A 19,394-nucleotide genomic window follows, 5' to 3' on the forward strand; every position below is an offset into this window, starting at 1 on the left:
CGACTGCCCCGCCCGATGGTCGGGATGGTCAAGATGGTCAAGTCTGCGCCATGTGACGTCAGTCGATGAGAGCGCCGGGGCTGTCCCACGTACTAGGGAGTAAGTGGACGGCGACTCCCGAAGGGCAACTACGTGATCCCGCACCGCATCGTCCTCGCCTCGGTCGCAGGCCTTGTCTCCGCGCTGCTGCTGGCGGCGTGCGACTCGTCGACCGACAACGCCGGCGCTACCAGCCCCGGCAGCGTCGCCTCGCTCGCGCCGGTCGCCACGGCCGCGGCTGAAGCCGGGAGTTCGACACCGGCCGGCGACGGCAACGGGGGCACGGGTACGACCACCGCGCTAACAGCCACGGCGGTCGGCGGTACGGGTGATGTCGTCAGCGACGGCAATGGGATGACCCTCTACCGCTACGACAAGGACGAGTCCGATCCGTCCAAGTGGACGTGTTCCGGGGCCTGTACGGACACGTGGATACCCGTCATCGTGCAGGACTCCCCGCAGGCCTCTCCTCAGGACTCCGTGCAGACCACCGGCGTGGAGAAGAGCCTTCTCGGTACGGTCCACCGCGACGGCAAGCCGCAACTCACCCTCGCCGGTTGGCCGTTGTACAGGTACGTCGGCGACACCGCGGCCGGTCAGGTGAACGGGCAGGGCAAGGACGGACTGTGGCATGCCGTCACTCCGGCCGGGGGGAAGTCCGGCGCGAGTGGTTGAGCGGGCTTCCGTCAGGAGCTGCAAGCTGAACTCGCCCTGTATCGAAGCGAGTTCCGCGTCCGCCCTCAAGCCGCCTGTGACAGCGCCGCCGCCGGCGTCCTCGTACCGAACCAGGCCGGTTGGCGGCGGACGGTCGTGACCTTGGGCCGCGGCTTCCGCGCCTCGGTCGCGAAGACGAACAACCGCAGGACCAGGAAGCGGCCCAGGCCCGCCAGGCCGGATGCCGTGAGGTAGACGGTCTGTTCGGTCAGCAGTGAGGGCGTGGACTGGACGGTGTGGAGTACGAGCACCGCCGTGCTGGTCACCGCGTAGGCGACGGCCGCCGAACCCGCCGACTGCCAGTGCTCGCGCCAGCCGGCCCGCTTGCCGGTGCCGAAGGTGAACAGGGCGTGGAGTTCGGTGCACAGGATCGTCGAGGCGATCGTGATCACCGCGTTCGACAGGACCCACGGCATCAGCAGCGCCAGCAGCGGTACGGCCGCGCTGGACAGGACGCCGACACCGCCCCCGCACACCACGAACCGCACGAAGGACGCGAACGGGCCGGGGCCGGCGGTCGGGGTCTGCCGTACTGCGGCGGCGGCGTCCATGTCGCGGTTCCTTCCGGGGGCGGCCCGCGAGTCGCGTGAGGCTTGTGGGCCTGCGTGTCTCGCGCGTCTCGTGGAGTCGAGGAGTCGTGGATCAACTGACGCCTACGATTCCGTGATTCGCCCGCCGGAACGATGGAGTGTCCTACCGAACCGATGGTGGAGCCAGCCCTACCCCCGCGGTCGGGGCGATCGGGGGGAAGGCCGGTGAGGGGGCGGTCAGTTCGTGCGGCGGTGCTCCTCCAGGTAGCCCGCCGCGAGGGCGCTCGCGCGCGTGAACCAGTCGGTCAGTACGGCGACTTCGGCGGGCGAGTACTCGGCGAACAGGGCGTGCAGGCGGGCGTAGTACGGCTCGTACAGCTCGCGGACCCGGGCCTCCGCGTCCGGCTGGGCGGCCACGCGGACCCGGCGGCGATCGGCCGGGTCGGGACGGCGGGTGACGTAACCGGCGCGTTCCAGGCGGTTGAGGATGCCGGTCACCGCGCCCGTCGTGACGTGGGCGCGAGCCGCCAGGTCGCCGGCGGTGAGGAGGTTCTCGCCCGCCTCGATGACGTAGCCGAAGCAGGTCAGGTCGGTGACGTTCAGGCCCACCCGCTGGGCCATCTCCTGCTGGCCGATCATGCTCGTCGCGATGAGGTGGTCCATCGCGCTCAGCGCCTCGGCCGCGGTGGCGGGGCGGCGCGGTGTGGCTTGCATCGGAGTGGTTCCCTGATTCCCTTAGCTTGTGAGAGGTTTATGCGATAAATTTCTTACGTGGTGAGAGATTGCTTGGATTCTAGTTTCCGCTGCCTGGAGAGAGGCGGGTACGTGCATGAGCGCACATCAGTATGACGAGGGCCATACGGCCGCGGGGTGGACCGGCTTCGGCATCGCCACCGTCGGAACGGCCGTGCTGGGCCTCGGCGTGTGCACGACCTCGGTCGTGCTGCTGGCCGGGGGCCTTGGGATCGTCGTCGTGAGTGTCCTGGTCACCTGGGCCCTGCATCTCGCCGGCTGGGGTAAACCGCCCGGGCTGCGACCGCGGGAGCAGTGGGCGTGGCGGGTCCGGGATCTGACCGCGCGGGAGGGGCATGCCGGATGTGTGGGGTGTCGGTTGGCGGGGCGGAATCCCGAGCGCGGGCGGTCGCCCTCTCCGGCAGCCGTTGTCAGTGCCGTCTCCTACTCTCGTGAGTGATGGCACAGGCATGGAAGTGTTCGGGGTTGCGGTGGTTGGACGGCGGCCCCGTGCTGGTGTGGGACGGCGGGCGGCGCAGTGCGCTGGCCTGGGGGAAACGGGTGGCCTTCGGGGTCGCGGACGGGGGTGTGCGGACGTGTGTGGGAGCGCGGGGGCACGCGTGTCCGGTGCGGGCGGGGGTGTCGGGGCGGAGTACGGGGGCGCGGTGCGAGGAGTGTGCGCGGCTGGACCGGGCGCACTCGGTGGCCGCCGACACGATCGCGGACGATCCGCGGCCGTACCGCGTATATCTGGCGTGGTTCGGACCCGGCATGGTCAAGGTCGGGATCACGGGGGTCGAGCGGGGGTCGGCCCGGCTGTTGGAGCAGGGGGCGGTGTGCTTCAGCTGGCTCGGCACCGGTCCGTTGATGGCAGCCCGCCGCACCGAAGAGTTGTTGCGGGCCGCGCTCCGGGTGCCCGATCGGATTCCGTACGCCGATAAGCGGGCGGTGCGTTCGGAGTTGCCCGGGGCGGAGAGCGAGCGGGCGGCCGAAGTCGTGGAACTGCATGCCCGTGCGGTCGCGCTCGCCGACTGGCCCGAGTCGCTCACGCGCGAGCCGTGCCGGCCGGTCGACCACGCGGACGCGTTCGGGCTCGTGGAACTGCCGGGTGCCGTCGGCGAGGTGAGTGAGCTGGTTGCCGGCGGGGTGGTGAGTGGGGAGCTGGTCGCGGCTGCCGGGCCTGATCTCCACCTTGCCGTCGGGGGAGGTGGCGAAGGAGCACCGGAGGTCGTCGTGCTCGACACTCGGCTGATGACAGGGTGGGAGCTGGGACCTGCGGTCGGAGGCCGACCGGCCTTTCCCCTGCGGGAGTTCAGAAGCGTGTCGGCGGTGCAGGACGAGTTGTTCTGAGGATGCGGAAGGCCAGGTAACGGATGGGCGCCATGGACGGTCGGGAGACCGCGGAGAGGGAAGTCGAGGCGACGGAAGCGGAGGCCACGGAAGTCGAGGCGACAGAAGCCGAAGAAAATGACCAGGTCCGCCGCTTCTGGCAGCGCCTCGGGCTGCCTGGCCTCGTCGACGTCCACACCCACTTCATGCCCGAGCGCGTCCTCCACAAGGTCTGGGGATACTTCGACTCGCTCGGCCCGCTCACCGGTGGCGTCGAGTGGCCCATCACCTACCGCGCCGAGGAGGCCGAACGGGTCGCCCTGATCCGGGACTTCGGCGTTCGTGCCTTCACCGCCATGCTCTACCCGCACAAGGCGGGCATGGCCGAGTGGCTCAACGGCTGGGCCGTCGACTTCGCCCGCCGTACCCCCGACTGCCTGCACACCTCGACGCTGTTCCCCGAGCCGGGAGTCGAGGGCTATGTCCGGGAGGCCGTCGAGGCGGGGGCGCGGGTCTTCAAGGCGCATGTGCAGGTGGGGGCGTACGACCCGGCCGATGAACTCCTGGACGGCGCTTGGGGGTTGCTCGCCGAGGCCGGTGTGCCGGTCGTGATCCATTGCGGTTCGGGGCCCATGCCGGGCAAGTCCACCGGGCCGGAGCCGATCGGGCGGGTGCTCGCCCGGCATCCCCGACTGCGGCTGATCGTCGCGCACATGGGGATGACGGAGTACGAGGACTTCCTCGACCTGGCCGATCGGTACGCCGAGGTGCGGCTGGACACGACGATGTCGTTCACGGACTTCAGCGACCGGTTCGCGCCGTTCCCCCGGAGGGCACTGCCCCGGCTGACCGACCTCGGCGACCGGATCCTGCTCGGCAGCGACTTCCCCAACATCCCCTATCCGTACGTCCATCAGCTGGAGGCACTGGAGCGGCTGGAGCTCGGCGACGACTGGCTACGGGCCGTGTGCCACGACAACGGGGCGAGGCTGTTCGACCTATGACGCCTTTGGCGAACCACGTGCCATGCACCGCCTGCCCCCTACGAGTCACCCCGTCACCAACAGCATTTCCTTCCGCCCACCCCGCCAGCTGACCGCGACCACGCCATCCGCGCCGGCCTCCCTGGACCCCAACTTGCTCACGTCCAGTGACGCATACGCATTGACGTCCGTCGGCACCGTCAACCCCGTCAGCTTCAGCTCATGCCCCGCACGTCCCGTCTGCGCGTCGAGGACGAGCAGGTCGGCCGAGGTGCCGTGGCCGGCGTCGGCGTACTTGTAAATCGGTTGGCGGACGACGTACACCCGGCCGTTCGCGACCACGGGTTGGCCGTACTGCTGGCCGGTCGGTGCGCGGAGTTTCCAGCGGAGGCGGCCCGTTGCGGTGTCGTAGACGCTGAGGAGGGTGGGGGAGTCGATGTCGTAGATGTGCGGGTCGATCGTGGTGACGGCGGTGCCGTCGTCTGTGGTGATGCCGGCGTGGTTATGGATGGAGAAGGTGGCCCGTTCCGGTGCCCCCGTGCGGCTCACGTCGAGGAGGTGGACCGGGCGCGGGGTGCGGCGTTCGGGGCCGACGGCGGCCAGCGTGTGGGTGTCGGTCCGGAGCAGGTCGTCGTACAACTCCGTGTGCTGTTCCCGCCAGAGGACCTGGCCCGTGCGGTCGTCGATACCGAGGAGCAGGGCGGAGCTGTCGGCGACGGCGGGGGCGATCTCCAAGCTCGCGTTGCCGCGCTTGGGGCCCAGTACGTCACAGTCCGCCAATGCCGTGACGAGGTGGTCCGGGAAGTCGTACACGGTCTGGACCGGTGTCTCGTCGCACTCGGCCGGCCTTCTCACCGTCCACAGGGTGCGGCCGGTGCGTTCGGCGAGCGCGCGGATGCCGGCCGGGGTGTCGATGATGACGCGGCCGCCGGCGAGCTCGGCGTACGTGCGTCGTCGGCTCTCGCCCGTCGAGATGTTCCGGTGCCAGAGGATCTTGCCCGAGCGCAGGTCGATCGCCGTGAACCGGCCGTCCACGAAGCCCGCCACCACCGTGCGGGCGGACACCTCGAGCGTCGGTGCGTAGTAGCCCCTGTTCTCACCCCCCTCGGCGTCCCCCTCCCCGTAGCCGGCCCGCTCGTAGCGCCAGTACTCCGCGCCGGTCCGTGTGTTCACGGCGCGCACGCCCACCCCCGTGGCCTGGATCGACAGGCCGTGCACCACGGTCTCGTCGGCGGTCGTCCGGCGCAGGACGTGGCTGGGCGTGGCCGGTGCCTCGGGGCCGAGCGCGGCCGGGAAGGCGCCCTGCGCGCCGGTGACCACGTCAGGTTCCGGTGCCGGGGTCTCGTGCCGGGCCTCCAGGCCGGTGAGGACGAAGAGGACCGCGGTCACGTATCCCATCAGGTAGAGCGTCAGCCGGCGCCACGCGTCGGGATCCCGTTCTCCCGGCAGACGTATTGATATGCCCCCGCTGTCCCCACCCGTCACCGCAGCCCCCGTGTCCCCGTCGCCTCGAACAGTTGAGGGATCTTGTCCCGCCGGCTCCCCGCGAGGCAAGCACGCCCCTCCCGCCTCCGTCTCCCCTCCGTGGCAACCGCTTTCAGCAAGCGGTTCCAAGGGGTTGCCTGAGAGGCCCCTGTGAGTTTCTTAGGGAAATCACAGGTTGTCGAAAGCGTGCTCTCAGAGGATCCCGACAGTGTGCTCACTATGACCACGACCTCGCCCCAGGGGCGCACCGAACTGCTGAGGCCGGACGGGAGCCCCGTCCGAGTGCTTGTGGTGGACGACGAAATGTCGATCACCGAACTGCTGTCCATGGCCCTTCGCTACGAGGGCTGGCAGATCCGGAGCGCGGGTGATGGCACGGGTGCCATCCAGACCGCGCGGGAGTTCCGGCCCGACGCCGTCGTCCTGGACATGATGCTGCCCGACATGGACGGCCTGACCGTCCTGGGGCGGATGCGCCGCGAACTGCCGGACGTGCCGGTGCTGTTCCTGACGGCGAAGGACGCCGTCGAGGACCGTATCGCCGGGCTCACCGCCGGTGGCGACGACTACGTGACCAAGCCGTTCAGCCTCGAAGAGGTCGTCGCCCGGCTGCGCGGGCTCATCCGGCGGTCCGGTGCCGCCGACCGCCGCTCCGACTCCGTACTCGTGGTCGGAGACCTCACCCTCGACGAGGACAGCCACGAGGTGTCGCGGGCCGGGGAGGGCATCCACCTCACCGCCACCGAGTTCGAACTGCTGCGCTTCCTCATGCGCAATCCACGGCGTGTACTCAGCAAGGCGCAGATCCTCGACCGGGTGTGGTCCTACGACTTCGGCGGCCAGGCCAACGTGGTCGAGCTCTACATCTCCTACCTCCGCCGGAAGATCGACGCCGGACGTGAGCCGATGATCCACACCCGGCGTGGGGCCGGCTATCTGATCAAGCCCGCGGCCTCATGAGCGGGCGACGACGGCCGCGTGCGCAGAAGCGACGAGCGGGTAAGCCGCGCACCCTGCGGACTCGGCTCGTCGTCGCGTCCGTGACGCTGATCGCGGTGGTGTGCGCGGTGATCGGTACGGTGACCACGCTCGCGCTGCGCTCGCACCTGTACGACCAGCTGGACGGCAAGGTGCAGGAGACCGCCATGCGCGCGGCGGGCCGTCCCCTGGGGGACAACCAGGGCAACGGTCCGGGCAACCTTCCCGGGACCCAGAACGGCGCGTCCTCCTCGGCCGGCAAGTCCCTGGGCAGCGACACGCCCGTCTCGGCCGCCGGCAAGGTCAACAAAGTCCTCACCACCGGCCCGACGCAGGCCAGCACCGTCGCCGCCTACGTGCAGAACGGCTCGATCGCCAGCGCGGCGTACAGCAAGCAGCAGAACGACACCAACGGCGCGTTCAAGGGAATGACCGGCGTCGATCTCTCCACGGAGCAGAGCCAGGCCCTCGCGTCCGTGTCGAGGGACGGGAAGACGCACACCGTCACCATTCCCGGCCTCGGGGACTACCGGGTCAAGTACGCCACGAGCTCCGAGACCCCCACCGAGGGCTTCTACGTCGCCCTGCCGACCGCCGACGTCGACAGCACCGTCAACACCCTCATCCTCGTCGAACTGAGCGTCACCGCCGCCGGCCTCGTCGCCGCAGGCATCGCCGGCTACGTCCTCGTCGGCGTCGCCACCCGCCCGCTGCGCCGCGTCGCCACCACCGCCACCCGCGTCTCCGAACTCCCGCTGCACACGGGCGAGGTGAACCTCAGCGAGCGGGTCCCGGAGTCCGAGACCGATCCGCACACCGAGGTCGGCCAGGTCGGCGCCGCGCTCAACCGGATGCTGAACCACGTCCACGGCGCCCTGCACGCCCGCCAGCAGAGCGAGATGCGGGTACGGCAGTTCGTCGCGGACGCCAGCCACGAGCTGCGCACCCCGCTCGCCTCCATCCGCGGGTACGCCGAGCTGACCCGGCGCGGCAGAGAGCAGGTCGGCCCGGACACCCGGCACGCGCTGGGCCGTATCGAGTCCGAGGCGAGCCGCATGACGCTGCTCGTGGAGGACCTGCTGCTGCTCGCCCGGCTGGATGCCGGACGGCCGCTCCAGTTCGAGCAGACCGACCTCATCCCGCTGGTCGTCGACACCATCAGCGACGCCCGCGCGGCCGGCATGGACCACAACTGGCGCCTCGACCTGCCCGACGAACCCGCCGCCGTCTCCGGCGACGCGGCCCGCCTCCAGCAGGTCCTCATCAACCTGCTCGGCAACGCCCGCAAGCACACCCCACCGGGGACGACCGTCACCGCACGCGTGCAGCGGCGCGGCCCGTGGATGTGCGTGGACGTCGAGGACAACGGCCAGGGCATCCCACCCGACCTGCTCCCGCACGTCTTCGAGAGATTCGCCCGCGGCGACTCGGCGCGCTCGCGCTCGACCGGCTCGACCGGGCTCGGTCTGGCGATCGTGCAGGCCGTCGCGAGCGCCCACGGCGGCGCGGTGACCGTGGACAGCGTTCCCGGCCGTACGGTCTTCACCGTGCACCTGCCCGCGCTGGCTCCGCAGCTCCCGCAGCCGGCCCCCGAAACGAATTGGCAATCGCACTCACAGGCCCAGCACAGTGCCACCACATGGGTGCAACAGGGCGCTTGACAAGAGTCGTTCCATGCGAACCGACTCTTCTCCCGGCACCTTGCCGGCGCGGGAGCACCTCCCGGCCGGCGACGCCGGTACGCCTGTTCTGGACGTAGTGATCCCCGTCTACAACGAGGAGAAGGACCTCCAGCCGTGTGTGCTGAGACTGCACGACCATCTCAAGCGCACGTTCCCGTACGCGTTCCGCATCACGATCGCGGACAACGCGTCGACGGACACCACTCCCCAGGTGTCCGCACGGCTGGCGGCGGAGCTTCCGGAGGTCAAGGCCTTCCGGCTGGAGCAGAAGGGCCGCGGCCGGGCGCTGCGGACCGTCTGGTCCGCCTCGGACGCTCCGATCCTCGCCTACATGGACGTGGACCTGTCGACCGACCTGAACGCCCTGCTGCCCCTGGTGGCACCGCTCATCTCCGGCCACTCCGACCTGGCGATCGGTTCCCGGCTGGCCCGCTCGTCGCGCGTGGTGCGCGGCGCCAAGCGGGAGTTCATCAGCCGCTCGTACAACCTCATCCTGCGCGGCTCGTTGCAGGCCCGCTTCTCCGACGCGCAGTGCGGATTCAAGGCGATCCGGCGTGACGTGGCCCAGGTGCTGCTGCCGATGGTCGAGGACACCGGCTGGTTCTTCGACACCGAGATGCTGGTCATCGCCGAGCGCGCGGGCCTCAGGATCCACGAGGTGCCGGTCGACTGGGTCGACGACCCGGACTCGACCGTGCACATCGTCAGGACGGCGACCGAGGACCTCAAGGGCGTGTGGCGCGTCGGCAAGGCCCTGGCGAGCGGTTCGCTGCCGCTGGACCGGATCACCCGCCCCTTCGGTGACGACCCGCGCGACCGCGACATCCAGGACGTGCCCAAGGGCCTGGCCCGCCAACTCGTCGGGTTCTGCGTGGTCGGCGGCCTGTCGACCCTGTTCTACCTGGTCCTGTACAGCGCCTTCCGCTCCTTCACCGGCTCGCAGATCGCCAACGCGCTCGCCCTGCTGGTCTCCGCCGTCGCCAACACGGCGGCCAACCGGCGGCTGACCTTCGGGGTGCGCGGACGCGGCGGCGCGGTCCGGCACCAGGCACAGGGCCTGGTCGTCTTCGGCATCGGCCTGGCGCTGACCAGCGGCTCGCTCGCCGCCCTGAACGCGGCGAGCAGCGACCCCGCGCACTCCACCGAACTGGCGGTCCTGATCGCCGCCAACCTTGCGGCGACCGTCCTGCGCTTCCTGCTCTTCAGGGCGTGGGTCTTCCCGGACCGCCGGGACAGCGACGCGGGCTCGACGGTGGTGGCCTCGCACAGCCCGACATCCGGCCCGTCGTCACCGACGTACTCGACCACGCCGTACCAGCAGCAGCACCAGCAGGAGTACGCGCCCCAGCAGCCGTACCCGTCGCAACAGCCGCACCACACCTCCCAGTTCCGCGCCGGTGAAGCCGCGGACGGCACCTGGCGGGACTCCACGATGCAGTTCCGGCCGCTGCGCCCTTACGACACCGATCCGGGGGACACCCGATGACCACCCACTACGACCAGCCGACCTACCAGGGAGGTGCGGCTCCCACCCCCTCGGGCCCCGCACCCGACGTGGTGGACTCGCAGCAGCCGCACGCACCGGCCCCCGCGGGCGGCGAGCCCAAGCAGCCCTTCGTCCGCAGACTGTGGCGCGGCCGTCCCGAGGACCCCCGCTGGGCCCGCCCGGCCTTCCTCGGCCTGCTGGCCGCCACCGCGGTGCTCTACTTCTGGAACCTGGGCGTCAACGGTTACTCCAACTCCTTCTACTCGGCGGCCGTCCAGGCCGGCACCCAGAGCTGGAAGGCGATGTTCTTCGGCTCGCTGGACGCGGGCAACGCGATCACCGTCGACAAGCCCTCGGCGTTCCTGTGGCCGATGGAGATCGCGGCCCGGATCTTCGGCGTCAACACCTGGACGATCCTGGGCCCCGAGGTCCTCATGGGCGTCGGCACGGTCGCCGTCGTCTACGCCTCGGTGCGCCGCCGCTTCAGCCCCGCGTCCGGCCTGATCGCGGGTGCGGTGCTCGCGCTCACCCCGGTCGCCGCGCTGATGTTCCGGTTCAACAACCCGGACGCGATGCTCGCCCTCCTGATGGCGCTGGCCTGCTACTTCGTGGTCCGCGCGCTGGAGGACGGCCGGACCAAGTGGCTGGTGTGGTGCGGTGTCGCGATCGGCTTCGCGTTCCTCGGCAAGACCCTCCAGGCCTTCCTGATCCTGCCGCCGCTGGCGATCGTCTACGCCGTCTGCGCGCCGGTCTCGCTGAAGAAGCGGTTCGGTCAACTGGCCGCGGGCACGCTCGCGTTGATCGTCTCCGGCGGCTGGTGGGTCGCGATCGTCGAGCTGTGGCCCGCCTCCTCCCGCCCCTACATCGGCGGTTCGCAGAACAACAGCTTCCTCGAGCTGACCTTCGGCTATAACGGCCTCGGCCGCATCAACGGCGAGGAGACCGGCAGTGTCGGCGGCGGCGGTGGCGCGGGCGGCACCGGACAGTGGGGCGAGACCGGCTGGGACCGGATGTTCAACTCCGAGATCGGCAGCCAGATCTCCTGGCTGCTGCCGGCCGCGCTGATCCTGCTGGTCGCGGGACTCGTGGCCACCCGCAAGCTCAAGCGGACCTCGGTGACCCGCGGTTCGTTCCTGGTGTGGGGCGGCTCGCTGCTGATCACCCTGCTCGTCTTCAGCTACATGGCGGGCATCTTCCACCAGTACTACACGATCGCGCTGGCTCCCTACATCGCCGCCGTGATCGGCATGGGCGCCGGGACCCTGTGGGAGAAGCGCTCCGAGATGTGGGCCTCGCTCACCCTCGCGGCGGCGATCGTGGCGGGCACGGTCTGGGGTTACGTACTCCTCAACCGCACGCCCGACTACCTGCCCTGGCTGCGCTGGCTGGTCCTGATCGGCGGCCTGGCCGCGGCGCTCGGTGTGATCTTCGTGGCCAAGCTGGGCCGCCAACTCGCGCTCGCCGCCGTGGGCTTGGGCATCGTGGCCTCCCTGGCGGGACCGACGGCGTACACCCTCAGCACGGTCGACTCGGCGCACACCGGCTCCATCCCGACGGCCGGTCCGGCGGGCGCGAGCATGATGGGCGGCCGGGGCGGTCCCGGCGGCGCCGGCGGCGCACGCGGCGGCTTCGGCGGCGGTGGCATGCCGGGTCAGCAGAACGGCAACGGCAACACCCAGAACCAGCAGGGTGGCGGTGGCTTCCCGGGCGGCGGCACGGGCGGTATGCCCGGGCAGAACGGCAACGGCAGCACCCAGGGCCAGCAGGGCGCCCCCGGTGGCACCACGGGTGACGGCGGCGGCATGGGCGGCGGCGGTGGCGTCGGCGGCCTGCTGAACGGCGCGACCGTCAGCGCCGAGGCCAAGAAGCTGCTCCAGACCGACGCCGACGACTACACCTGGGCGGCGGCCGCGATCGGCGCCCAGAACGCGGCGAGCTACCAACTCGCCACGGGTGACGCGGTGATGGCGATCGGCGGCTTCAACGGCACCGACCCGTCCCCGACGCTGGCGCAGTTCGAGAAGTACGTGGCCGACGGAAAGATCCACTACTTCATCTCCAGCGGCACGGGTGGCGGCATGGGCGGCAGCAGCACCGGCACGTCCTCGCAGATCACCTCGTGGGTCGAGAGCAACTTCAAGAAGGTGACGGTCGGTTCGTCCACCTTCTACGACCTCACGCAGAAGACGAGCGGCTGACAGTAAGAGAACTTGCTGTACACCGTATGGTTGGCGCCATACGGTGTACAGCATGTCCGTTTCCCAAGGCCACCCCCAGCGCTGGCTGATCCTCGGTGTCATCTGCCTCGCCCAGCTGACCGTGCTGCTCGACAACACCGTGCTGAACGTCGCGATCCCCTCCCTCACCCGGGAGTTGCACGCCGAGACCTCGGACATCCAGTGGATGATCAACGCGTACTCGCTCGTCCAGTCCGGCCTGCTGCTCACCGCCGGCAGCGCGGCCGACCGCTACGGCCGCAAAAAGATGCTGCTGGCCGGACTCGCCCTCTTCGGCGTCGGTTCGCTGGCGGCGGGCCTGGCCGGCTCCACGGGCCAACTGATCGCGGCCCGCGCGGGCATGGGCGTGGGCGGCGCGCTGCTGATGACCACCACGCTCGCCGTGGCGATGCAGATCTTCACGCCCGAGGAGCAGCCGAAGGCGATCGGCATCTGGGCGGCGGTCAACGCGCTCGGCTTCGCGATCGGACCGCTCCTCGGCGGCTTCATGCTGAACCACTTCTGGTGGGGCGCGATCTTCCTGATCAACCTGCCGGTAGCGGCGCTGGGCCTGGTGGCGGTGGTGGCCCTGGTCCCGGAGTCGAAAAACCCCACAGGCGACCGCCCCGACCTCCCCGGCGCCCTGCTCTCCACGATCGGCATGGCGTCGCTGGTCTTCGCGATCATCTCGGGCCCGGCATACGGCTGGACGTCGGGCCGGGTCCTGCTGCCGGCGACCGTGGCCGCCGTGTCCCTGGGCGCCTTCGCGTACTGGGAGAACCGGATCCCGTACCCCATGCTCGACCCGCACTTCTTCCGCGACCGCCGGTTCACGGGTGCGGTGGCGGGGGCGGTGCTCATCGCCTTCGGCATGGGCGGCTCGCTCTTCCTGCTCACCCAGCACCTGCAATTCGTCCTGGGATACGGCCCGTTGGAGGCGGGCCTGCGGACCGCTCCGCTGGCCCTGACGATCGTGGTCCTCAACTTCAGCGGCCTGTCGGCGAAGTGGTCCGCGCGGCTGGGTACGCCGGTGTCCATCGCGCTGGGCATGGTGCTGATGTCGGCGGGGCTGGCGTCGATCGCGGTGCTGGCGACGGGGGGTTATGCGGGCACGCTGGTGGGTCTGCTGCTCATCGGCGCGGGAGGCGCGATCGCCAGCCCGGCGATGGCGCACGCGATCATGAGCGCGATTCCTCCGGCGAAGGCGGGGGTGGGGGCCGGGGTGAACGGAACGCTGGCGGAGTTCGGCAACGGTTTGGGTGTCGCCGTGCTCGGAGCGGTCCTCAGCTCTTCCGGGGGGCTCGCGGAAGGGCTGAGATCGGGTCAGTTGGTGGGGGCGGCCGCGGTACTGCTGGGTGGGTTCGTGGCGGCGGCGTTGTTGCGCAGGGCGGAGCGGGCAGACTCGGAATTGGTGACTGCCGTTTAGGATCTTGATCAGTAACCGGACGGCCAGAAAGGTGCGTGCGCTGATGGCTAGGTCGGCCGAAGGGGCGGCGCGGACCAGTGTGTGGCTGGAGGGCAAGGTCCGCCGGGGTCGGGGCGGGCAGCCGTCCGGGCTCGACCGGGACCGGATCACCGGGGCGACCGTGCGGCTGCTGGACGCCGAGGGCATGGCCAAGTTCTCCATGCGCCGCCTCGCCGCCGAACTGAACGTCACGGCGATGTCCGTCTACTGGTACGTCGACACCAAGGACGACCTCCTCGAACTCGCCCTCGACGCGGCCTTCGGCGAACTCCCGCTGCCCGACCCGGAGACCGACGAGGACTGGCGGGACCAACTCCGCGCCCTGGCACGGGAGTACCGCGCCCTCCTGGTCCGCCACCCCTGGCTCTCCCCGCTGGCCGGCACGTTCCTGAACATCGGCCCGAACTCACTGGCCTTCTCCAGGGTCGTCCAGCAGGTCATCCGGAAGACCGGCCTCCCCGCATCCGGCCTCACGGGCGCCATCTCGGCCGTCTTCCAGTTCGTCTACGGCTTCGGCACGATCGAGGGCCACTTCATCGCCCGCACCGCCGCCGCCGGCATGACCCAGGACGAGTACTTCCGCCACGCGATGACAGCGGTGAACCAGTCTCCGTCGGCAGCCGAGGTCATCCAGGAATCAGCAGACCTCATGGCAGCGAGGGGAGGAGACACGGTGGAGGAAATGCGGGAACGGGACTTCACCTTCGCCTTGGAGCTCTTGGTGGCGGGCATCGAGGCAATGGTGAAAAGAGAGGGCAAGTAGGTTTCCCTAAGGGGCGCGGGGAACTGCGCGACCAGCCCCAACGGACCGGCACTCGCCATACAACCGCACCCCCCGAGCTCTTAGGCGCCCGGCGAAGCCAACCTCGCCGGGAACCCACCGGTGGCCACCGGACCCCACTTCTCCGGCGTGACCCGAATGATCGACTTCCCCTGCTTCACCATCGCCGCCCGATACTCGTCCCAGTCCGGATGCTCCCCGGCGATGTTCCGGTAGTACTCCACCAGCGGCTCCACGGACTCCGGCGGATCGATCACCTCAGCGACGCCGTCGACCTGCACCCACGGCCCGTTCCAGTCGTCGCTCAGCACGACGACACTGACCCGCTCGTCCCGCTTCGCGTTCCGCGTCTTCGCGCGCTCGGGATACGTGGAGACGACGATCCGCCCCGAGTCGTCGACCCCACAGGTCAACGGCGAAGCCTGCGGACTCCCGTCGGCCCGCCGCGTCAACAGCAACGCGTGATGCCGGGGCCGCACAAACTCCAGCAGCTCTTCCAGGGATACCCGGGTGTTACTAGCGATGTTCGGTGCCATACGACCAGCCTATGTCCAGCCCTACGGCAACGCCTCGCCCTGCACCGCCTGCACATCCAGTTCCACCTTCAACGTCGTCCCGATCGCCGCGATCCCCGCCTGCACCACCTGGTTGTAGTTCATCGCGAAGTCCTCCCGCCGCAGCTCGGCCGTCGCGCGGAACGCGGCCCGGGTGCCGCCCCAGGGATCGGCTCCCGTGCCCAGATACGCGAGGTCCAGATCGACCTCCCGCACCACCCCGTGCAGCGTCAGCTCCCCGTGGACCGTCCACCGGTCCGTACCCGCAGCCGCCACGACGCCCGTCGAGCGGTACGTGATCTCCGGGTACTTCTCGACGTCCAGAAAGTCCGCCGAGCGCAGATGCTCGTCCCGCATGCCGTTGCCCGTGTCGATGGAGGCGGCCTGGATCACCGCCTCGACCCGGGACTTGGCGACCTCGTCCGGGGCGATCTCGATGCGCGCGGCGAAGTCGGTGAAGCGGCCGTGCACGCTGGAGATGCCCAGGTGCTGGGCGACCGCGGCGACGGAGGAGTGCGCGGGGTCGACGGTCCAGGGCCCCGGCGGCGGCAGTTCGGTGCCGCCCTGGCGGCCCAGGGTCACGGCCCCGACCTCGGCCCGCCCGCTCGCGGTGACGATCGCGGTGGCGGCGGCCGGCGCGTACCCGACGGCCGTGACGATGACGGTGTACGGGCCGGGCGCCAGTTCCGTGGCGTCCCGTACGGCCCCCTCGGTGTCGGCCTCGGCGCGCAGCACCTGCGTCCCGCGCATGTCGGTCACCGTCACGACCGCGTGCGCCACGGCCCATCCGTCCCGCGTACGGATCCTCGCGGTCAGTCCCATGTTCCTCAAACTCCTTGCCGTACGCGTGAATCCGGCCCGCGGCGACCGCACCTCCGCTCGGAGCGTGCGCCCGCCACGGGCCGGGGGTGTTCGAACTACTCGCCGGGGTGGGCGAGTTCGATGTCGTGGTCGTCGACACCGCGCCCGTTGACGGTCAACGCGCTGGCCACCGGCGGGTAACCCGTCGCGATGACCGTGTACTCGCCGCCGCCCAGGTCGGTGAAGGCGTACGCCCCGTCCGACCCGGTGGTGGCCGTGCCGACCACGTTGCCCGCCGCGTCCACGAGGGTGACGCGGGCATCGGCCAGCGGGCCGTGCGGAGCCCTTACGACACCCTGGAGCTGGGCGCCGGAGTCCAGGTCGACCTCGATCCGGGTGACCCCGGTGCCGCCGACCTCGACGGGCAGCGCCCTCGGCCGGTACCCGTCGGCGTTCACCGCGACGGTCACCGGGCCGGGCACCAGCTCGCCGAAGGCGAACTCGCCCTGCTCGCCCGTCTGTTGGGTGGCCAGCAGATCCCCGCGCACATCGGTCACGACGACCATCGCGTCCTTGACGGCGAGCCCGGTCGCCGCGGCCCGCACCAGCCCGTTCAGCCCACTGGTCCCACTGAGCAGCACGTCGTACGCGAGCGGCTCACCGTTCACGAGGACCGTGGACGCCTGCGGCTGGAACCCGTCGGCGGACGCGATCAGGACGTACGACCCGACGCTCGGCGCCTCGACGGCGTAGGAGCCGTCGGCCTGGGTCATCGACCGGCCCAACTGGCGGCCGGCCAGCGAGATCAGCGTGACGGCGGCCTGCGGGACGGGCGCGCTCTCGTTGCCGCGCACGAAGCCCCGTACCGGGATCCCGCCGAAGCCGGAGCCCGAGCCCGAGCCCGAATCTCCCGACTCCTCGGGTCGCGCGATCGTCGCCACGGCGCCGAGCCGCTGGGTGCCGTCGGAGGCGGGCTCGGTCTCCGACACGGCCCGGCTCGGGACGTGTTCGGCGGCCGGAGCGTCGGCGGCGACCGGAGCGGTCTCCGCGGCGGGGGTCTCCGTGGCCGGGCTCTCCTGCTCGCCCGCGGCCTGCGCCAGCGCGCCCTTGGTCCGCAACGGGACCTCCTTGATGAACAGGGTGATCAGGAACGCGACGGCCGCCAGGGCGCCGGCGATCATGAAGACGTCGGCGATGCCATGGCCGTAGGAGCTCTCCATGAGCGTGCGCACCGGGGCCGGCAGCTTGGCCAGGTCCGGGATGCTGTCCGTGGAGGAGTTCGAACCGGCAAGGGCCGCACGGTACTTGGGGTCGAGGGAGGCGATGCCGTCGGTGACGTAGTGCGTGATCCGGTGGGACATCACCGCGCCGAGGGCGGAGACGCCGACCGCGCCGCCGAGGGAGCGGAAGAAGGTGACCGTCGAGCTGGCGGAGCCGAGGTCACTGGGGTCGACCTGGTTCTGCGTGCACAGCACCAGGTTCTGCATCATCATGCCGATGCCGAGACCCAGCAGGGCCATGAAGATGCCCATCTTCCAGTAGTCCGTGTCGTACCGGATGGTCCCGAGCAGGCCCAGGCCCGCCGTCACCAGCACGCCACCGCTCACCAGCCACGCCTTCCAGCGCCCGGTGCGGGTGATGAACTGCCCCGAGACGGTGGAGGAGATGAACAGTCCGCCGATCATCGGGATCGTCATGACCCCGGACATCGTCGGCGACTTGTCGCGCGCCAGCTGGAAGTACTGGCTGAAGAAGACCGTGCCGGTGAACATCGCGACACCGACGAACAGCGAGGCGAGCGAGGCCAGCGTGATGGTCCGGTTGCGGAACAGCCGCAGCGGGATGATCGGTTCGCGCGCCTTGGACTCGACCAGCACGAAGAGCAGACCCAGCGCGATCGAACCGCCGACCATCGCGTACGTCTGCCAGGAGATCCAGTCGTACTTGTCACCGGCGAAGGTGACCCAGACCAGCAGCAGCGAGACGGCGGCGGCGACGAGGGTGGCGCCGGACCAGTCGACCTTGACGTCCCGCTTCACGACCGGCAGGTGCAGGGTCTTCTGCAGCACGATCAGCGCGATGACGGCGAAGGGGACACCGACGTAGAAGCACCAGCGCCAGCCGAGCCAGCTGGTGTCGGTGATGACACCGCCGAGCAGCGGGCCGCCGACGGTGGCGACGGCGAAGGTCGCGCCGAGGTAGCCGGAGTATCGCCCGCGCTCACGCGGGGAGATCATCGCGGCCATGACGATCTGGGCGAGTGCGGACAGACCGCCGACGCCGATGCCCTGGAAGACACGGCAGGCGATCAGCATGCCGGCGTTCTGCGACAGACCGGCCGCCGCGGACCCCAGCACGTAGATGATCAGGGCTATCTGGACGAGCGCCTTCTTGCTGTAGAGGTCCGAGAGCTTGCCCCACAGGGGCGTGGTCGCGGTCATCGCCAGCAGGGACGCGGTGACGACCCAGGTGTAGGCGGACTGGCCGCCGCCGAGGTCGCTGATGATGTGCGGCAGGGCGTTGGTGACGATCGTGGACGACAGGATCGCCACGAACATGCCGAGCAGCAGGCCGGAGATGGCCTCCATGATCTGCCGGTGCGTCATCGGGGCGTACTCGGTGGAGGGGCCTCCCCCGTGCTTGGCATGAGCCCGCACACCGGCTGGTGTGGTTGTAGCCATGGGTTTCCTTGTCTCAAGTGGTCGCGGGTGTACGGGTGGTCGCTGCGAGCAGGTGCGGGGGTGGCAGCCGGGGCGGCGGGGCGCGGTGGTCGTCGAAGCTCGTCCGCAGCCGGGCCATGAGCCGGGTGAGCTGGGCGACCTCTTCGTCGCTCCAGTCGCTCAGCCGGTCGGCCAGCAGCTCCGTGGTGCGCTCGAAGAGCGCTTCCAGCTGGGCCTGCCCCGGCGCGGTGAGGCGCAGGATCCTGGACCTCTTGTCCGCGGGGTCGGGGGACCGGTCGATCCAGCCCCGCTCCGCGAGGTGCGCGGCATGCCGGCTGGTGACGGACATGTCCACCGCGAGCAGCTCCGAGAGCTTGCTCATGCGCATGTCGCCGTACCGTCCGAGCAGGGTGAGCACGGCGACGCTGCCGCTCGGGCACTCGGCGGGCAGCACCCGCCCGAGCTCCCGTTTCACCGCCCCGAAAGCGCTGAACTGCTGGAGCAGTTCCTCGTACTGCGCCCGTTCGGCCATCACACCTCCCGCATCGTTGCTCTGGGCAACCATAAGAGTTGTTGGTTGCTACAGGCAAACAAGAAGTCTGTGAACGGGATAAAAACTTGGCAAAGGCAAGTATTGCGAACGTAAACGTGCAGGTGGGGTCAGCCGCGGGCCGGATGCGGCCACCGACCTCCCCCCACTTGGGTCTCCCCCACGCATTCGCTAGGGTCTCGGGCTATGGCTAACCCCCAGAACCCCCAGGGCAACCACGACCCCGCCGGCAGCACCCAGATGTTCCGCGCGTTCGTCGACGAGGGCCCGCAGGGCCGGCAGCCGGAGCCGGTCGCAGCGGCCGGTCCCCGCATCGGCCTGATCGTGGGCGTGGTCGTCGCCGTGGCGATCGTCGCCGCGGTGGCCTGGCTCGCCCTCATGTAACTCGCTCAAGTCGGGCCCACGGCCC

At 70.2% G+C, this 19,394-nt stretch carries 18 protein-coding genes; 11 read left to right on the forward strand and 7 right to left on the reverse strand.

What is annotated here, in order from left to right:
* The first annotated feature begins 132 nt into the window (after window positions 1-132).
* Entirely contained in the window at window positions 133-714 is a 582-nt protein-coding gene (locus tag ACWD5F_RS19570) for a hypothetical protein (RefSeq protein ID WP_451255816.1), read from the forward strand.
* Window positions 715-779: 65 nt separating this feature from the next.
* Here ACWD5F_RS19570 and ACWD5F_RS19575 read toward each other — a convergent pair whose 3' ends face one another.
* Together ACWD5F_RS19575 and ACWD5F_RS19580 are read right to left on the reverse strand one after the other, a co-directional pair.
* Entirely contained in the window at window positions 780-1,304 is a 525-nt protein-coding gene (locus ACWD5F_RS19575; RefSeq protein WP_451255818.1) for a GtrA family protein, read from the reverse strand.
* Between the two features lie 216 nt (window positions 1,305-1,520).
* A complete protein-coding gene (locus tag ACWD5F_RS19580) occupies window positions 1,521-1,997 on the reverse strand; it encodes a MarR family winged helix-turn-helix transcriptional regulator (protein ID WP_451255820.1) in 477 nt (158 codons plus the stop codon).
* A 115-nt stretch (window positions 1,998-2,112) separates the two neighbouring features.
* Here ACWD5F_RS19580 and ACWD5F_RS19585 point away from each other — a divergent pair, with 115 nt between their 5' ends.
* Genes ACWD5F_RS19585 through ACWD5F_RS19595 form a run of 3 tightly spaced genes read left to right on the forward strand, consistent with a single transcriptional unit; the run spans window position 2,113 to window position 4,348 of the window.
* Entirely contained in the window at window positions 2,113-2,475 is a 363-nt protein-coding gene (locus ACWD5F_RS19585; protein WP_451255822.1) for an HGxxPAAW family protein, read from the forward strand.
* Window positions 2,475-3,365 (forward strand): DUF2797 domain-containing protein, encoded by an 891-nt coding sequence (locus tag ACWD5F_RS19590; RefSeq protein WP_451255824.1) that lies wholly within the window; start codon window positions 2,475-2,477, stop codon window positions 3,363-3,365. The genes ACWD5F_RS19585 and ACWD5F_RS19590 overlap by 1 nt, the downstream gene beginning before the upstream one ends.
* 32 nt (window positions 3,366-3,397) lie before the next feature.
* A complete protein-coding gene (locus ACWD5F_RS19595; RefSeq protein ID WP_451255826.1) occupies window positions 3,398-4,348 on the forward strand; it encodes an amidohydrolase family protein in 951 nt (316 codons plus the stop codon).
* A gap of 45 nt (window positions 4,349-4,393) precedes the next feature.
* Here ACWD5F_RS19595 and ACWD5F_RS19600 read toward each other — a convergent pair whose 3' ends face one another.
* Window positions 4,394-5,725: an outer membrane protein assembly factor BamB family protein gene (locus ACWD5F_RS19600; RefSeq protein ID WP_451255828.1), complete on the reverse strand. Its 1,332-nt coding sequence runs from the start codon at window positions 5,723-5,725 to the stop codon at window positions 4,394-4,396.
* A gap of 306 nt (window positions 5,726-6,031) precedes the next feature.
* Here ACWD5F_RS19600 and ACWD5F_RS19605 point away from each other — a divergent pair, with 306 nt between their 5' ends.
* From ACWD5F_RS19605 to ACWD5F_RS19630, 6 genes are read left to right on the forward strand one after another with little or no spacing between them, the layout of a single operon-like run.
* Complete coding sequence (locus ACWD5F_RS19605; protein ID WP_185146104.1) at window positions 6,032-6,772, forward strand: response regulator transcription factor; 741 nt, start codon at window positions 6,032-6,034, stop codon at window positions 6,770-6,772.
* Window positions 6,769-8,451, forward strand: coding sequence for an ATP-binding protein (locus ACWD5F_RS19610; protein ID WP_451255830.1), 1,683 nt, complete (start codon window positions 6,769-6,771; stop codon window positions 8,449-8,451). Before ACWD5F_RS19605 ends, ACWD5F_RS19610 begins: the two co-directional genes overlap by 4 nt.
* A gap of 13 nt (window positions 8,452-8,464) precedes the next feature.
* Window positions 8,465-9,958: a glycosyltransferase gene (locus ACWD5F_RS19615; protein ID WP_451255832.1), complete on the forward strand. Its 1,494-nt coding sequence runs from the start codon at window positions 8,465-8,467 to the stop codon at window positions 9,956-9,958.
* The gene (locus tag ACWD5F_RS19620; protein WP_451255834.1) at window positions 9,955-12,156 is read left to right on the forward strand and encodes an ArnT family glycosyltransferase; all 2,202 of its coding nucleotides are present in this window, start codon (window positions 9,955-9,957) and stop codon (window positions 12,154-12,156) included. The genes ACWD5F_RS19615 and ACWD5F_RS19620 overlap by 4 nt, the downstream gene beginning before the upstream one ends.
* A gap of 52 nt (window positions 12,157-12,208) precedes the next feature.
* Entirely contained in the window at window positions 12,209-13,600 is a 1,392-nt protein-coding gene (locus ACWD5F_RS19625) for an MFS transporter (RefSeq protein WP_451255836.1), read from the forward strand.
* A gap of 43 nt (window positions 13,601-13,643) precedes the next feature.
* Entirely contained in the window at window positions 13,644-14,402 is a 759-nt protein-coding gene (locus ACWD5F_RS19630) for a TetR/AcrR family transcriptional regulator (protein WP_451255838.1), read from the forward strand.
* Window positions 14,403-14,482: 80 nt separating this feature from the next.
* Here ACWD5F_RS19630 and ACWD5F_RS19635 read toward each other — a convergent pair whose 3' ends face one another.
* From ACWD5F_RS19635 to ACWD5F_RS19650, 4 genes are all read right to left on the reverse strand, one after another.
* Entirely contained in the window at window positions 14,483-14,956 is a 474-nt protein-coding gene (locus ACWD5F_RS19635; protein ID WP_451255840.1) for a PPOX class F420-dependent oxidoreductase, read from the reverse strand.
* A 21-nt stretch (window positions 14,957-14,977) separates the two neighbouring features.
* Window positions 14,978-15,796, reverse strand: a complete 819-nt coding sequence (locus ACWD5F_RS19640; protein ID WP_451255842.1) for a YceI family protein — start codon at window positions 15,794-15,796, stop codon at window positions 14,978-14,980.
* 95 nt (window positions 15,797-15,891) lie between these two features.
* Window positions 15,892-18,456 carry an MFS transporter gene (locus ACWD5F_RS19645; protein ID WP_451255844.1) on the reverse strand — a complete coding sequence of 855 codons (2,565 nt, stop codon included), beginning with the start codon at window positions 18,454-18,456 and terminating at the stop codon, window positions 15,892-15,894.
* 13 nt (window positions 18,457-18,469) lie between these two features.
* Window positions 18,470-18,967, reverse strand: coding sequence for a MarR family winged helix-turn-helix transcriptional regulator (locus ACWD5F_RS19650; protein WP_451255846.1), 498 nt, complete (start codon window positions 18,965-18,967; stop codon window positions 18,470-18,472).
* Between the two features lie 204 nt (window positions 18,968-19,171).
* On the opposite strand from ACWD5F_RS19650, the gene ACWD5F_RS19655 reads away from it, so the two are divergent.
* Entirely contained in the window at window positions 19,172-19,369 is a 198-nt protein-coding gene (locus ACWD5F_RS19655; protein WP_401719837.1) for a hypothetical protein, read from the forward strand.
* Window positions 19,370-19,394: the final 25 nt, after the last annotated feature.

Source organism: Streptomyces sp. NPDC002499 (genome assembly GCF_053595415.1).